At 61.7% G+C, this 14,697-nt stretch carries 14 protein-coding genes, 1 pseudogene and 1 riboswitch; of the genes and pseudogenes, 7 read left to right on the top strand and 8 right to left on the bottom strand.

The annotated features are described in order from the left end of the window. Both JWQ61_RS18895 and apbC read right to left on the bottom strand, forming a co-directional pair. Positions 1-284: pseudogene (locus tag JWQ61_RS18895) on the bottom strand (Crp/Fnr family transcriptional regulator); the annotation flags it as partial. An 84-nt stretch (positions 285-368) separates the two neighbouring features. After that, a complete protein-coding gene (gene apbC, locus JWQ61_RS18890; RefSeq protein WP_304361854.1) occupies positions 369-1,460 on the bottom strand; it encodes an iron-sulfur cluster carrier protein ApbC in 1,092 nt (363 codons plus the stop codon). 161 nt (positions 1,461-1,621) lie between these two features. Here apbC and metG point away from each other — a divergent pair, with 161 nt between their 5' ends. Beyond that, entirely contained in the window at positions 1,622-3,739 is a 2,118-nt protein-coding gene (gene metG, locus JWQ61_RS18885; protein ID WP_304361853.1) for a methionine--tRNA ligase, read from the top strand. 10 nt (positions 3,740-3,749) lie between these two features. Next, a complete protein-coding gene (locus tag JWQ61_RS18880) occupies positions 3,750-4,229 on the top strand; it encodes a GNAT family N-acetyltransferase (RefSeq protein ID WP_304361852.1) in 480 nt (159 codons plus the stop codon). A 9-nt stretch (positions 4,230-4,238) separates the two neighbouring features. Here the strand turns inward: JWQ61_RS18880 and bamE are convergent, their stop codons facing one another. After that, entirely contained in the window at positions 4,239-4,745 is a 507-nt protein-coding gene (gene bamE / locus JWQ61_RS18875) for an outer membrane protein assembly factor BamE (protein ID WP_304361851.1), read from the bottom strand. Positions 4,746-4,884: 139 nt separating this feature from the next. Between bamE and JWQ61_RS18870 the strand changes: the two genes are divergently transcribed. The 4 genes from JWQ61_RS18870 (at position 4,885) to JWQ61_RS18855 (ending at position 7,816) form a co-directional block, all read left to right on the top strand. Further along, a complete protein-coding gene (locus JWQ61_RS18870; RefSeq protein WP_304361850.1) occupies positions 4,885-5,094 on the top strand; it encodes a DUF3460 family protein in 210 nt (69 codons plus the stop codon). Positions 5,095-5,121: 27 nt separating this feature from the next. Continuing rightward, positions 5,122-5,985 carry a ScpA family protein gene (locus tag JWQ61_RS18865; protein WP_304361849.1) on the top strand — a complete coding sequence of 288 codons (864 nt, stop codon included), beginning with the start codon at positions 5,122-5,124 and terminating at the stop codon, positions 5,983-5,985. A 71-nt stretch (positions 5,986-6,056) separates the two neighbouring features. Beyond that, positions 6,057-6,896 (top strand): pantoate--beta-alanine ligase, encoded by an 840-nt coding sequence (panC, locus tag JWQ61_RS18860; RefSeq protein WP_014007460.1) that lies wholly within the window; start codon positions 6,057-6,059, stop codon positions 6,894-6,896. A 14-nt stretch (positions 6,897-6,910) separates the two neighbouring features. Then, the gene (locus JWQ61_RS18855) at positions 6,911-7,816 is read left to right on the top strand and encodes a cobalamin-binding protein (RefSeq protein WP_304361848.1); all 906 of its coding nucleotides are present in this window, start codon (positions 6,911-6,913) and stop codon (positions 7,814-7,816) included. Positions 7,817-7,830: 14 nt separating this feature from the next. Here JWQ61_RS18855 and JWQ61_RS18850 read toward each other — a convergent pair whose 3' ends face one another. The 5 genes from JWQ61_RS18850 to JWQ61_RS18830 form a co-directional block, all read right to left on the bottom strand. Continuing rightward, positions 7,831-8,646 (bottom strand): ABC transporter ATP-binding protein, encoded by an 816-nt coding sequence (locus tag JWQ61_RS18850; RefSeq protein WP_304361847.1) that lies wholly within the window; start codon positions 8,644-8,646, stop codon positions 7,831-7,833. Further along, positions 8,643-9,629, bottom strand: a complete 987-nt coding sequence (locus JWQ61_RS18845; protein WP_304361846.1) for an iron ABC transporter permease — start codon at positions 9,627-9,629, stop codon at positions 8,643-8,645. The genes JWQ61_RS18850 and JWQ61_RS18845 overlap by 4 nt, the downstream gene beginning before the upstream one ends. Before the next feature lie 40 nt (positions 9,630-9,669). Then, positions 9,670-11,547 carry a TonB-dependent siderophore receptor gene (locus JWQ61_RS18840; protein ID WP_304361845.1) on the bottom strand — a complete coding sequence of 626 codons (1,878 nt, stop codon included), beginning with the start codon at positions 11,545-11,547 and terminating at the stop codon, positions 9,670-9,672. A gap of 87 nt (positions 11,548-11,634) precedes the next feature. After that, a riboswitch (cobalamin riboswitch) is annotated at positions 11,635-11,871 on the bottom strand. Positions 11,872-11,914: 43 nt separating this feature from the next. Beyond that, complete coding sequence (locus tag JWQ61_RS18835) at positions 11,915-13,087, bottom strand: HPP family protein (protein WP_304361844.1); 1,173 nt, start codon at positions 13,085-13,087, stop codon at positions 11,915-11,917. A 24-nt stretch (positions 13,088-13,111) separates the two neighbouring features. Further along, a complete protein-coding gene (locus JWQ61_RS18830; protein WP_304361843.1) occupies positions 13,112-14,275 on the bottom strand; it encodes an ABC transporter substrate-binding protein in 1,164 nt (387 codons plus the stop codon). 282 nt (positions 14,276-14,557) lie between these two features. On the opposite strand from JWQ61_RS18830, the gene JWQ61_RS18825 reads away from it, so the two are divergent. Continuing rightward, on the top strand, positions 14,558-14,697 hold a 140-nt coding region (locus JWQ61_RS18825), incomplete at its 3' end, for a GntR family transcriptional regulator (RefSeq protein ID WP_304361855.1).

Here is a 14,697-nt window from a genome sequence, read left to right as displayed (position 1 = left end):
GCGCGGCTGGGCGTGGTGTGGCCGCCCATGAACAGCGAGATGCCGACGACGCCTTCGTTGCCGACGACACCGATCTCGGCCGAAGACCCGTCCTCCAGCACGTACAACAGCGAAACGATGCACGTGGCGGGGAAAAAGAGATGCTCCATCCGGCCGCCGGATTCGCTGAGCACCTTGCCGAGCGGCATGGGCACCAGTTCCAGGTCAGCGGCGAGACGTTCGTATTCGGCAGTGGGGAACGCGGCCAGGAGATGGTTCTGTGTGGTCGAGTGGACAGGCGGCATCGCTGCGCATTGTGCTCTAGGGATGCACCGCGTGTCTGCTGCTGTGCTGGGCGGTCCGCACCGCTGTGCAGCCTCCGCCGGCCCTCAGGTGTCCTTCGATACCGTGATGGTCGGGAACCTGGCGGAGAAGTCCTTGGCCTTGGCCGCGATCTTGATCGCCATCTGCCGTGCCACCGCCTTGTAGATCCTGGCCGGCTCGCTGTCGGGGTCGGCCACCACGGTCGGCTTGCCGCTGTCCGCCTGCAGCCGGATCTGCATGTCCAGCGGCAGCGCGCCGAGATAGTCGATGCCCTTCTCCTGGGCGTAGCGCTTGCCGCCGCCTTCGCCAAAGATATGTTCCGCGTGCCCGCAATTGCTGCACACGTGCACCGCCATGTTCTCGACGATGCCGAGGATGGGCACGCCCACCTTCTCGAACATCGTGACGGCCTTGCGGGCGTCGATCAGCGCGATGTCCTGCGGCGTGGTGACGATCACGGCGCCCGTCATGGGCACGCGCTGCGACAGCGTCAGCTGGATGTCGCCGGTGCCGGGCGGCATGTCGACGATCAGGTAATCGAGGTCGCGCCAGTTGGTCTGGTCCAGCAGCTGCTGCAAAGCCTGGGTGACGATCGGGCCGCGCCACACCATAGGCTCGTCCGGATCGACCATGAAACCGATGCTCGACACCTGCAAGCCGTGGTTTTCCAGCGGCTCCATGGTCTTGCCGTCCTTGGTTTCCGGACGGCCGCTGATGCCCATCATCATCGGCTGCGAAGGGCCGTAGATATCGGCGTCGAGGATGCCGACCTGGGCGCCTTCCGCCGCCAGCGCCAGGGCCAGGTTGACCGCGGTAGTCGATTTGCCGACGCCGCCCTTGCCGGACGCCACCGCGATGATGTTCTTGATGTTGGACATCAGCTTGACGCCGCGCTGCACCGCATGCGACTGGATTTTCGAATAGACGTGCGGGCTGACCTTGCCGACCCCGTCCAGCGCGCCGACCGCAGCGATAGCGGCATCGCCGATTAGCGCAAACTGGCTCTTCGCCGGGTAATCCAGCTCGATGTCGAACAGCACATCGGCGCCCTCCAGCCGGATATTCCTGGCCGACTTGCTGCTCACCAGGTCCTTGCCGGTATTCGGATCGATCACACTGGACAATGCGGCCTTGACCGTTTCAATCGTGAAGCTCATTACTTTTCCTCTGCGCGTTCTTTATAAGATGCGCCAAGTCTAAACCAAATCGGCGTTTTTCCGCTGGCGCGGCCCTGCCGCAAAGCAGGATTGGCGCAAGGATTAAAGCAAGGACAGGCCCGTCACTGCTAAAATCACTCTTTTATTCCATCCAGCAGCGCTTGACGTTGCAAAATTATTGCCAAATGAGCATCGCTTTGACTTCAACTCCCCGCCAATTATTCGTCACTACCGCCCTGCCTTACGCCAATGCAGCGTTTCATATCGGCCACATCATGGAATACATCCAGGCCGACATCTGGGTGCGGTTCCAGCGAATGCAGGGCCATGAAGTCAATTTCGTCGGCGCCGACGATGCGCACGGCGCGCCGATCATGATCGCCGCCGAAAAGGCCGGCATCACGCCGCAGGAATTCGTGGCGCAGATCGCGGCCGGCCGCAAGCAATACCTGGACGGCTTCCATATCGCCTTCGACAACTGGCACTCGACCGACGGTCCGGAAAACCACGAGCTGTCGCGCGACATCTATCGCAAGCTGAAAGCGGCGGGTTTCATCGCGACCAAGACCATCGAGCAGTTCTACGACCCGGTCAAGAACATGTTCCTGCCGGACCGCTACATCAAGGGTGAATGCCCGAAATGCGGCGCCAAGGACCAGTACGGCGATTCCTGCGAAGTATGCAGCTCGGTGTATGCGCCGACCGACCTGATAAATCCCTACTCAACGCTGACCGGCGCGACGCCGGTGATGAAATCGTCGGAACACTTTTTCTTCAAGCTGTCCGATCCGCAATGCGTGGAATTCCTGCGCGGCTGGGCCCTGGGCAACGCCGACGGTAAGCCACGCCTGCAATCGGAAGTCGCCAACAAGGCCAAGGAATGGCTGGAAAGCGACGGCGGCATGGGCGACTGGGACATCAGCCGCGATGCGCCCTACTTCGGCATCGAGATCCCGGACGAGCCGGGCAAGTATTTCTACGTCTGGCTGGACGCGCCGGTCGGCTACCTGGCTTCGCTGAAAAACTATTTCGGCAAGATCGGACGCGACTACGACGCCTTCATGGCCGATCCGAAGACCGAGCAGTACCATTTCATCGGCAAGGACATCACCTATTTCCACACCTTGTTCTGGCCGGCGATGCTGCATTTCTCGGGTCAGAAGGTGCCGAATAATGTGTTCGTGCACGGCTTCCTGACCGTTTCCGGCGAAAAGATGTCGAAGTCGCGCGGCACCGGCATCTCGCCGCTGCGCTACCTGGAACTGGGCATGAACCCGGAATGGATGCGCTACTACATCGCCGCCAAGCTGAGCGCAAAAGTGGAAGACATCGATTTCAATCCGGAAGATTTTGTGGCGCGCGTGAATTCCGACCTGATCGGCAAGTACATCAACATCGCCAGCCGCGCCGCCGGTTTCATCGCCAAGAAGTTCGACGGCAAGCTGAGCACCGCCTGGGCTACCGACAGCGATCCGTTCCTGGCCAAGCTGCGCGGCGTCGCCGGCGATATCCAGGCGCTGTACGACGGCCGCGAATACGGCAAGGCGCTGCGCGCGGTGATGGAACAGGCCGACGTGATCAACGCCTATGTCGACGCCAACAAGCCATGGGAACTGGCCAAGGATCCGAGCAAGGAAGCGGCCCTGCACGAAGTCTGCAGCCGCCTGCTGGAAGCGTTCCGCATCCTGACCATCTACCTGAAACCAGTGTTGCCGGCGCTGGCGGCCGAGGTTGAAAACTTCCTGCAGATCCAGCCGCTGGTCTGGGCCGATGTCGGCCATCCGCTGGCTGACGGCCACAAGATCAACGCGTATATCCATCTGATGACGCGAGTCGAGCCGAAGATACTGGACGCCTTGTTTGACGCACCTGCAGCCGCGGCGCCGGCAGAAGCTGCTGCCGCAGATGACGCCAGCAGCGTAATCGAGCCGCTGGCCGCCGAAATCAAGATCGACGATTTCGTGAAAGTAGATTTGCGCATCGCCAAAATCGTCAATTGCGAGCATGTGGACGGTTCCGACAAACTGCTGCGGCTGACCCTGGATGTCGGCGAAGGCCGTTTGCGCAATGTATTCTCCGGCATCAAGTCGTCCTACCAGCCGGAAGAACTAGTCGGCAAGCTGACGGTGATGGTGGCCAACCTGGCGCCGCGCAAGATGAAGTTCGGCATCTCGGAAGGCATGGTGCTGGCCGCTTCGGCTGCCGACGGCAAAGCCAATCCCGGCATCTACGTACTCAACCCGTGGCCAGGCGCAGAACCGGGCATGCGGGTCAGCTGAGCGGCGCCGCATGAGCCTGCATATCCGCGAAGCCAGCGCCGACGATGCGGTACTGATCGCCGGCCTGACGCGCGCCTGCTGGTCCGAGCGGGTGGCCGCCAGCTCCAGCGGCCACCGCGAGAGCACGGAACGGGTGCATGACGATCTGCAGCGCGGCGGCGGCTTCGTGCTGTCGCTGGACAGCCAGCCTGTCGGCTCGGTGCGCTGGCTGCCGTCGGATATCGAAACCGAGGTCTGGGAAATCCTGCGCATGGGCGTGTTGCCGGCATACCGCGGCCAAAGCCTGTCTCAGCATCTGATGGAAGCGGTGATCCACCGCGCCCGCAGCGCCGACGTCAACGAACTGCGGCTGGCGGTGCGCGCCGACCAGACCCGGGTGGCCGACCTGTACGCGGTATTCGAATTCGAACTGGCGCCGGAACTCGAATACACCCGTGCCAATCCGCTGGAAGAACCGCCTATCGTGATGCGGCGCTGGCTGAAGCGCTAGCTCCCTGCATCAGTGTCCGTAGACCTGCGACACTGAAGTGCCAGTCACCAGCCCGCTGGTGATATCCATGTGCACGTTGAAGAAAGCCTGGCTGGCGTCGGCCTGGGTGTAGCGCCAGTCCCACACTTCCTCGTTCTTCCGTGTAAATTGCACCACGGTGCGCGGCCGGCCCAGCATCCGGCGCACCTCTTCCTTGTTCATGCCGACCTTGATCCTGGCGAAATTCTCTTCGGTCAGGACCTGCTTGTAGTCGCTCAGCTTGCCGTCCTTGCCGATATAGAAAATCCAAGTGCGGGCGCCGGACGGTCCTTTCGGATATTCCAGCGAACGCTCCCCGCTTTCCGCCTCCCAGACGGTATCCGGCTGGCCCATGGCGTTGCGCACGTCAGCTTCGGTGGATACTCCGCGGCTCAGTTTTTCCAATCCGGCCTCCTGTATGAAATTGCCATTCTGATCACAAGCCGCGATCATGAACGGCAGAACGACTGCCAAAACGCTGCGTACCCATAATTTCATGCTGACTCCTTCATTCGATACTGCTCAAGTATATCGTTCATCAATTGCCATATGGATATTACTGCCGACGACAAACCGGTGCGGCGGCCGGGAAATAGCATAAAATAGCGGCTACTCCCACCGAATTATCAAAGCAACCATGAAATTCTCCAAACAGATTAACGGTTATCAGTCCGACATCACCAAGTTCGTCGAAGAACTCAAGCAAAACAATCCCAAGCTGGAAGAACAGCAGCTGGCCGGCCGCGCCCTGCTGTGGGACAAGACACCGATCGACCTGGACAGCCAGTTGCGCTCCAAGGAATCGCGCGTCGATCAACAACCCTACGTGTATCAGAACAACCACTAAGTTCCTCCCGGATCAGGTAAAGAGCAGATGAGCCAGAATTTGTCGGACGCCGCTGAGCTGACGCTGGAGGGCCAACCCGATTCGACACCGAACGTGATCGACGGCGTGGCTTTTGCGCGCCTCTACGGCGAGCCGCTGTTCCGCATGCCGACCGATCTCTACATTCCGCCGGATGCGCTGGAAGTCTTCCTGGAAGCATTCGAAGGTCCGCTCGACCTGCTGCTGTACCTGATCCGCAAACAGAATTTCAACATCCTCGACATCCCGATGGCGCAAGTCACCTTGCAATATCTGGAATACGTCGACCAGATCCGCATCACCAACCTCGAGCTGGCCGCTGAGTACCTGCTGATGGCGGCCATGCTGATTGAGATCAAATCGCGCATGCTGCTGCCGGTCCGCAAGACCGACAGCGAAGAAGCCGAAGATCCGCGCGCCGAGCTGGTGCGGCGCCTGCTGGAATACGAGCAGATGAAGCTGGCCGCGCGCGAGATCGACGCCTTGCCGCAGCTCGGGCGCGATTATGTGCGCACCCAGATCTACATCGAACAAAACACCGTCACGCGCTGGCCGGACGTCAACCTGGACGACCTGCAGGCAGCCTGGGCCGATGTCATCAAACGCGCCAAGCTGACCGCCCACCACACCATCAGCCGCGAAGAACTGTCGGTGCGGGAACACATGACCGGGATCCTGCGGCGGCTGCAATCGGCGCGTTTTGTCGAGTTCGCTGAACTGTTCGATCCGTCGCGCGGAGTACCGGTGCTGGTGGTGAATTTCATCGCCATGCTGGAGCTGGCCAAGGAAACGCTGATTGAAATCACCCAGGCGGAACCGTTCGCGCCGATTTACGTGCGGCTGGCCTATTCGCCAACCTACGCGCCGGCATAATTGCCGATTTCGCTTCCACGCAGCGATGCGCTGCATCCTCTCCATAAAAACAACTCACCTCCGATTTAGACATGAAAATCATTTCCTCGATTGAAGAGCTACGCGACCAACTGCGCGGCCAACTGCGCACCGCCTTCGTGCCGACCATGGGCAATCTGCATGAAGGCCACCTGTCGCTGATGCGGCTGGCGAAGAAACACGGCGATCCTATCGTCGCCTCGATCTTCGTCAACCGCCTGCAGTTTGGTCCCAACGAGGATTTCGACAAATATCCGCGCACCTTCGCCGCCGACGTCGAGAAACTGGAAAAAGAAGGTGTCTACGTACTGTTCGCGCCGACCGAAAAAGACTTGTACCCGGAACCGCAGGAATTCCGCGTGCGGCCGCCTGACGACCTGGGCAATACACTGGAAGGCGAATTCCGCCCCGGCTTCTTTACCGGCGTCACGACTGTCGTGCTGAAACTGTTTTCCTGCGTCCAGCCGCGCGTTGCGGTATTCGGCAAGAAGGATTACCAGCAGCTGATGATCGTGCGCAACATGGCCAAGCAGTTCGCCTTGCCGACTGAAATCATCGCCGCCGAAACCTGGCGCGCCGACGACGGCCTGGCGCTGTCCTCGCGCAATATGTACCTGTCCACGGAAGAACGGGCGGAAGCGCCGGCGCTGTTCAAGACCCTCAACCAGGTCGCCGACGAAGTACGCGCCGGCCACCTCGACATTTTCGAGCTGGAAAAACAAGCGATGGCGCAGCTGCGCGGCCGCGGCTGGCTGCCGGACTACATTTCGATCCGCAAGCGCTGCGACCTGCAGGCGCCGGCCGCCGGCGACCTGGCGCAAGGCGAAAAGCTGGTGGTGCTGGCCGCCGCCAAGCTGGGCGGCACGCGCCTGATCGACAATCTCGAAATCTGAATCCGGACCTGAGCGTGCAGCGGCCCGACCGCAACAAATCACCGCGCAGCTGGACTGGCGCAACGGCAGCAATGGCGCTGTCGCTGGCCTCGGCAGCGTCCGCGCAGGCCATCACCGTGCGCGACGATACGCAACATGCAGTCGTGCTGCATCACCCCGCGCATCGCATCGTCAGCCTGGCGCCGCATGCCACCGAGCTGCTGTTTGCAGCCGGCGCCGGCGCTTATGTGGTCGGCGTCAGCGACTATAGCGACTACCCGCCTGAGGCCAAGCAGATTGCTTCGATGGGCAGCAGCAGCGCACTCGATATCGAACGGATCGTCGCCCTCAAGCCAGACCTGGTGGTAGCCTGGAGCAGCGGCAATTCCGCCAGCCAGATCGCCAGGCTGCGCGCCATCGGCATCCCGGTGTTCGAAAGCGAACCGCGTCAACTGGAAGCCATTGCTTCGTCGCTGCTGAGGCTGTCGCAGCTGGCCGGCACTGAAGACAGCGGCGCTGCGGCGGCAGCCGCGTTCAAGGCGCGCCTGGCGCAACTCGACGCGACTTACCGCCGGCGGCCGCCGGTGCGGGTGTTTTACCAGATCTGGAAAAAACCGTTGATGACGCTCAACGACAGCCACATGGTGTCGAGCGTGATCGCCTTGTGCGGCGGTGAAAACGTGTTCGGCAAACTGCCGCAGCTGGCGCCTACCGTCAGCACCGAAGCCGTGCTGCAAGCCGATCCGGAAGTAATCTTCGCCGCCGATGGCGGCAGTTCGCCCAGCGCCGGCTGGCGGCGCTTTCCCAAACTGACGGCAGTCGCCGCCAATAACCTGTTTACCCTGACGCCGAACTGGATGAGCCGCCCCGGGCCGCGCATACTGGATGGCGCCACCGAGCTGTGCCAGAAGCTGGACCTGGCGCGCAGCCGGCGCCGCTGATTTGTTTTAATCTCTTAAGATACGCTGGCGACCGGCATGAACAAGCGCCGCGAACCGTTTTCCACCACTTCGAACGAACAGCCGAATGCCGCCTGCAGGATTTCCGGCTGCAGCACGCTGCCGGCAGTGCCCTGCCACACCTGGCCGTCGCCCAGCAGCAGCACATGGCTGGCGTAACGCGCCACCAGGTTGATGTCATGACAGGCTGCGATCACCGCTTTTTGCGGCGACAGCGCATTTGCTACCTCATTTGCTACCTTGTGCAGCAGCTCCATCACCACGATCTGCGCCGCAGCGTCCTGGTGCGCGGTCGGCTCGTCCAGCATGAACAACAGCGGGTCTTGCGCCAGCAAGGTCGCCAGCCCCACCCGTTGCCGCTCGCCGCCCGACAGGCGCATCACATCGCGTGCGCTGAAAGCCGCCATCCTGACCTGTTCCAGCGCCTGCATCGCCAGCGCGCGGTCGTCCTCCATGTCCCAGCCGAAACCGAACTGGTAGGGATGGCGGCCGGCCACCACCGCCGCCAGCACGCTGCTGGAAAACGCATCCGCCTGCTGCTGCGCCAGCAAGCCGCGCAGGCGCGCCAGCTGCTGGGCTGAAATAGTTTGTATGTCACGGCCGTCAATCAATACGCGGCCGCCGGCCGGCCGCTGCAAGCCGGCCAAGGTATGCAATAAAGTGGTCTTGCCGATGCCGTTGCGGCCCAGTACGCACCAGAACTGGCCCGGCGCGACTTGCCAGTCCAATCCGCTGCACAAGGTTTTATGGCCGACGCCGCTACCCACACTCACACTCAGCTGTTCGGCGCTCAGCAATGGGGCCGCGTTCATGAACGGCTCCTGGCCAGCAGCCACAGGAACACCGGCACCCCGACCAGCGCCGTGATTACTCCCACCGGCAACTGGGTAGGCGCCACCGCGGTGCGCGCCGCCAGGTCAGCCAGCGCCAGCGCCGCGCCGCCCGTCAGCACGCTGGCAGGCAGCAATATGCGCTGGTCGTTGCCGACCAGCAGGCGTATCGCATGCGGCACCACCAGGCCGATAAAACCGATCGTGCCGGCCACGGTGACTGCAGCCGCGGTCGCCAGCGAAGCCGCGCACAAGGTCAGCAAACGCAGGCGCAATACCGGCACTCCCAGCAACTGCGCAAAACCTTCGCCGCGCGCCAGCAGGTTCAGCTGACGCGCGTTAAAAATACTCCAGATCAGAATCAGCAACAGCAGCACAGCCGCCGGCAGCAACAGGCGGCCATCTTCCAGGTCGCCCATCAGCCAGAACAGCATGCCGCGCAGCTCGCCGTCAGGCGCCAGCGTCAGCACCAGCGTCACGATCGCACCGAAGCCGGCGGCGATCATTACCCCGGTCAGTATCAGGCGATGGCCGCTGTGCTGGCCGACATCTGGCAGACGGCGTAGGGCCTGGCGCGCCAGGCCAAACAATAAAAGTACCGCCAGCCCGGCCCCAACCGCTGCGCCCACTGCGGCGGCAGCATCGCCCATGAACCCGAAATGGCTGGCCACCAGCAAGGCCGACAAGGCGCCGGCCGCCGAACCGCCGGACAAACCCAGTACATAAGGATCGGCCAGGGGATTGCGCAACAATACTTGCATCAATGCCCCGGCCAGGGCCAGCAAGCCGCCCACCACAAACGCCGTCAGCGCACGCGGCAGGCGCAAGGACAGGTAAACCTGGTCGACCGCCAGCCCGCAGCCGCTGCTGCCGCAAGAAACCGCGAGCGCCAGCGCCAATGCTGCGAAGACTGCCAGGCAGCAGAGGATGGCGATGGCGCGGCGTAAAGTGGTAATGCTGGTCAATGGCGTGAGCGATTCGCTGGTTGGTCGGCCGGTTATTTGTTTACTGCTGCCAATTTACACCAACAAACAGCCCGCGTGAGGGCTGGTTATAGCCATAGGCGGTCTGGTATTCGCGGTTGAACAGGTTGTCGATACGGCCGAACAGCGATAGCTGCTTGTTCAGCTGGTAGCGCGCATTGGCGTTGGTCAGCCAATATGTTCCCAGCCGCGGATTGCCTGGAATGTCGGTGCGGCTGTCGGTGTATTGCACATCGGCGCCGAGACGCCAGGCGCCGAAGCTCTTCGCGGCGCCCAGTGAACCGAGGGTCTTGGCGCGGCGGGCCAGGATCTGGTTGCTGCTCTCGTCCTTCGGATTCTGCAAGGTCAGGCTGGCGCGCCAGTCGATTGCCGCCAGCACGGTGCTGGCGCTCAGTTCCAGCCCCTGGTTCTTGGCGCGGGCGATATTGATCGTTTGCGATGTCAGCGGATCGTAGCCGAACTGGTCGCGGGTGCGGGTATCGAACAGCGTCGCCCGCAGCAAGGTGTCGCCGGCGGCGTACTGCACGCCCAGTTCATACGACTTCGAACGTTCGGCCTTGAGGTCGGGGTTGCCGTAAATCGGCTGGTACAGCTGCACCGGCGTCGGCGCATTGAATGCAGTCGATGCATTGGCGATCAGCTTGACGCTGTCGGTCAGGGCGAAACCGTAACCCAGGTAGCCGGTGTTGTCGGAGCCGGAACCGCCGACATCGTCATGGCGCAGGTTCAGCTGCAGCTGGTGCGGGCCGATCTTGCCGAGCGCGCCGACATATACGCTGGAGGTCGAGCGCGAAAAGCTGTTGCTGGAATTGCCGTAGCTGCTGTTCGAACTGACGTCGGCCTTTTCGCGGCCGGCATCGACGCCCGCAGTGGCTGTCCACAGCGGCGACAAGCGCAGTTCATTGGCCCATTGCAGCAGGTTCTGGGTGCTCTTGTAGGCATTGCTGCTGTTGCCGAAGGCGCCCTCGCCGTCGAGATTGTCGCGGTTGATGTTTTGCGACAGGGTCAGGGTCGAAGTCCAGTCCTGGGTGAAGCGGTTCTTGCTGAACAGCGCCAGCGACTGGCTCTTCGAATGGCCGTTGTTCTGGTCGGTCGGCGTGCCGTAGGCATCGTCGTAGGTGTATTTGGCATCGTTGGCGTAAATGCGGACGCCGACTTCATTGCCGGCGCGCCATTCCTGCGAGACCGAACCGGAAACGCTGGTATTGCCGTCGCCATTGCGGTCGGGATTGACGTTCGGGCTCTGCAAAGGATTCTGCGCCGAGAAGCCGTTGGTCTTGAAACGTGTCAGCGACAAGGCGTAACGCGTATCGCCGCTCTTGCCGCTGACGCCGACGTTACCCTCGTATGTGCCGCGCGAACCGGCTTCGACCGATGCATTGAACGCCGGCGCGCCGTTGCCGCGCTTGGTGAATATCTGCACCACGCCACCGATCGCGCCGGAACCGTAGATCGCCGACACGTTGCCGCGCACGATCTCGATGTGGTCGATCTGGTCCGGCAAGATGTTTTCCAGCGCCGGCAGGCCAAACGAAGCCTGGCGCCGGATCGGCACGCCGTCGATCATGATCAGCGTTTCCGACGAATTGGCGCCGCGCATGAACAGCGAAGCCTGCTGGCCGGGACCGCCGACGCGGGTAATCTGCAGGCCGGCTTCGCGTTGCAGCAACGCCGGCAGGTCCGGCGCCTGCGAATTGCGGATGTCTTCGGCGCTGATGACCGTGGTGTGCGGCAAGGCGTCGGTTTGCGGCTGCTCGACCCGGGCCGCGGTCACCACCACTGGCACCAGCGGCTGTTCCTGGATGGTCTGCGCAGATGCGGCAGCGGTCGAAAGAATGGCTGAAGCGAGCGCGAGCGGCTTCAAGGTCGCGCCGCAGCGGCGTGATAAAGATGAGGTCATGGTTGGTTACGATAAGAGTCCCCGGCCTGCCTCCCCGCAAGCCCGGTTTAACGGTAGTAGCAAATAAGCCTTTTATGAATGCTTATTCTTTACCCCACCTGCTTTGGCCGGTATCCGGGCTAACAAGTCCAAGCGCATAACCTTCCCATGCAAACTGATGCACAGTGGTGTGAGACACGCTCTGTCGCAAGTGACTACACAGCGACGCTTGTTTTACCGTTGCGGGGGCAGCACACGTTGGCTGGCGATCCTGCCGAGCATCGTGTTTCCCGTTTAACTGCGGACATGGACATGTCCGCGTGCACCAAAACCCCGCCATTGTACGGCCCGCGCCGGTTTGCGGCAATTGCCGCATGCCGGAACGGCGTCAGGGTGTGGTTAAATTCGCATTCCCGCGGTACAGCGCCGCCACCATGTCGGACTGCGTGACCATGCCAACCAGGCGCCGCTGGTCGTCGACGATCGGGATGTGGTGTATGCCGGAATCGGACAAGGGCTGCACCAGTTCGACGATATGGGCGTCGGTCTCGGCGCTCTGCACGGCGCTGGTCATGATCTGGCCGACCACTTCCGGCTTGTCGGAATGGGTACTGGTGGTGCGCCGGATGAACTGCTTCAGTTTCTGGTCGAAGCCGGTGTATACCTGCAGGTTCGCCTGCCGCATGAAATCGGTCTGGGTGATGATGCCGATCAGGCGCCGCGCCGAATTGATGACCGGTAGCGCCTTGATGCGGTGCTTCAGCAACAGGGCCCAGGCGTCTTCCAGCGAAGTGCCGTACTCGACGCTGACGACATCGCGCGACATGATGTCGGCGCAGGTGATCGCGCCGAAACGGCGCCGATAGGCATGCAGCTCGGTTTGCAGGATCAGGTTTTCCAGGTCGTCGCGGCTGACATCCAGCACCTGATTGTATTGGTGCAAGACATGATCCAGGTCTTCCTGCGTGAAACCGACGCGCCGGCCGCTGGACTGGTCTTTGGTCTGGTGCAGTTTGCCAGGATCGACATGGGCCACGTGCGGGTAACGGCGGCGCGTGGCGTTATTGAACAGCAGCGCCACCAGCAGCAGCAAAAATGAATTCAGCAGCACCGGCGCCAGCACGAAATGAAATCCCAGGCCGGTCACTGCCGGACCGCCCAGCACCGCCGTCAGCGCCACCGCACCGCTGGGCGGATGCAGGCAGCGCAAGGCAAACATGGCGCCGATTGCCGCCGACACCGCAATCGACGTGGCAAACAAAGGATCAGGAATCCAGCGCGCGCAAGCGACGCCGATCACCGCCGCGACCAGGTTGCCGCCGATGATGGACCACGGCTGCGCCAGTGGGCTGGCCGGCACGCCGAACAGCAGCACGGCGGAAGCGCCCATCGGCGCGATCAGCAAAGGCAGCGCCGCCGTCGGCCCCAGTGCCCAGTGGCTCACCAGGCCGGTCAGCAAGATCCCCAGCAAGGCGCCGCAGCAGGCGCGCAGGCGCTCGGTGCTGTTGACCATCACCTGTCCCGGGACAAAACCGCGCAGCCACAACCTGAATTGATCCATCTTTTTTACTTTCTTTTTTACGGCCTAGCCGCCATATGCATAGGTAAATTTATTGTTGACGATGCGGCCCATCACGCGCGAACGCTGGTCCAGCCCGACATGGTCCTTGGCATTCATGTTGACCACGCCTTGCGGGATGGTCAGGTCATGGGTGTTTTCCAGCGCGCTGCGCAGCGCCGCGCGAAATTGCTTGGTCCCCGGCTGCCCCGACTTCAGCGCCTGCGGCACGGCATTCGCGATCAGCATGTAAGCGCCCCAGGCGTCGGCGGCGAACTGCGTCATGGTGTCGGCGCCGTAGGCCGCTTCATAACGACGGGTAAACTCGAGCGCGGTCTTCCTGACCGGATTCGAGGCCGGCAGCTGCTTCGCCACCACCGCCGGTCCGGTCGGGAAGAAGGTGCCCTCGACATCCTTGCCGCCGACTTTCAGGAAATCCGCGGTGGCGATGCCATGGGTCTGGTAAATGCGGCCCTTGTAGCCGCGCTCGACCAGTGTCTTTTGCGGCAGTACCGCCGGCGTCGCCGAGCCGGCGATCAACACCGCATCCGGCTGCGCCGACATGATCTTGAGGATCTGCCCGGTGACGCTGGTGTCGTTGCGGTTGTAGCGCTCGCTGGCCACCACCTTGATTTTGCGCAGCTCGGCCAGGCGCGAGAATTCACGCCACCAGCTGTCGCCGTAAGCGTCGGCAAAACCGATGAATCCTACCGTCTTGATGCCGTTGTCGGCCATGTGCTGGGTCAGGATGGTCGCCATGTGCGAATCGTTCTGCGGCAGCTTGAATACCCAGGCGCGCTTTGCGTCCTGCGGTTCGACGATGGAGGCCGAAGCCGCCAGCGCCACCATCGGCGTTTCCGCCGCGGCCGCCACGTCCAGCATGGCCAGCGCCGCCGGCGTGGTGTTGGGGCCGACGATCAGGTCTACTTTTTCCTCGCTGACCAGCTTGCGCGCGTTGCGCACCGCGTTGGTCGGATCGGAAGCGTCATCCAGGATGATGTACTCGACTTTCTGCCCGGCGATTTCTTTCGGCCACAGCAGGATGGCGTTTTTGGTTGGTGCACCGATCGCGGCGGCGGGGCCGGTGACGGCGATATCCACGCCTATCCGGATTTGCGCCGAGGCCGAAGCACTCCACATGGACAAGGAAACGGCAGATAACATCAGATAAGCGCTTGCGATTCTGTTCATCGAATATATCCATCCTGATGGCATGACACGGGAGATTTCCACAAGGACAGGATTCTACTGGAATGTGACAACTGGCACTTTTGCATCACTGTGATCTTAGTCATCATGACCCGACGATTCCTTGACCCAGGGCAAGAACCATATTGTTGGCAAGATTGACAATACCCATCATGAAAGAATAAATAAGGACGGAATGGCTTTGAAACAAATCTTGATTTTTCCAATAATTCGTATGATGATATGGTCACATTACGATAAAAATACGCAGTTGGAAGAGACAAAATGTTCAATAAACTGAATGCCAACCGGACTTCCCTGAGCGATACCGTGGCCCAGGAACTGCTGAAAAAGATACAGACCGGCGAATTCGGTCCGGGCGCCAAGCTGCCAACCGAACCGGTGCTGTCGGAACAGTTCGGCGT

This window comes from Collimonas fungivorans (assembly GCF_028292705.1).
Classification (GTDB): Bacteria; Pseudomonadota; Gammaproteobacteria; order Burkholderiales; family Burkholderiaceae_D; genus Collimonas; species Collimonas fungivorans_B.
Note: the sequence above shows the minus strand (reverse complement) of the source record. Positions and strands in the feature narration are given on the sequence as shown.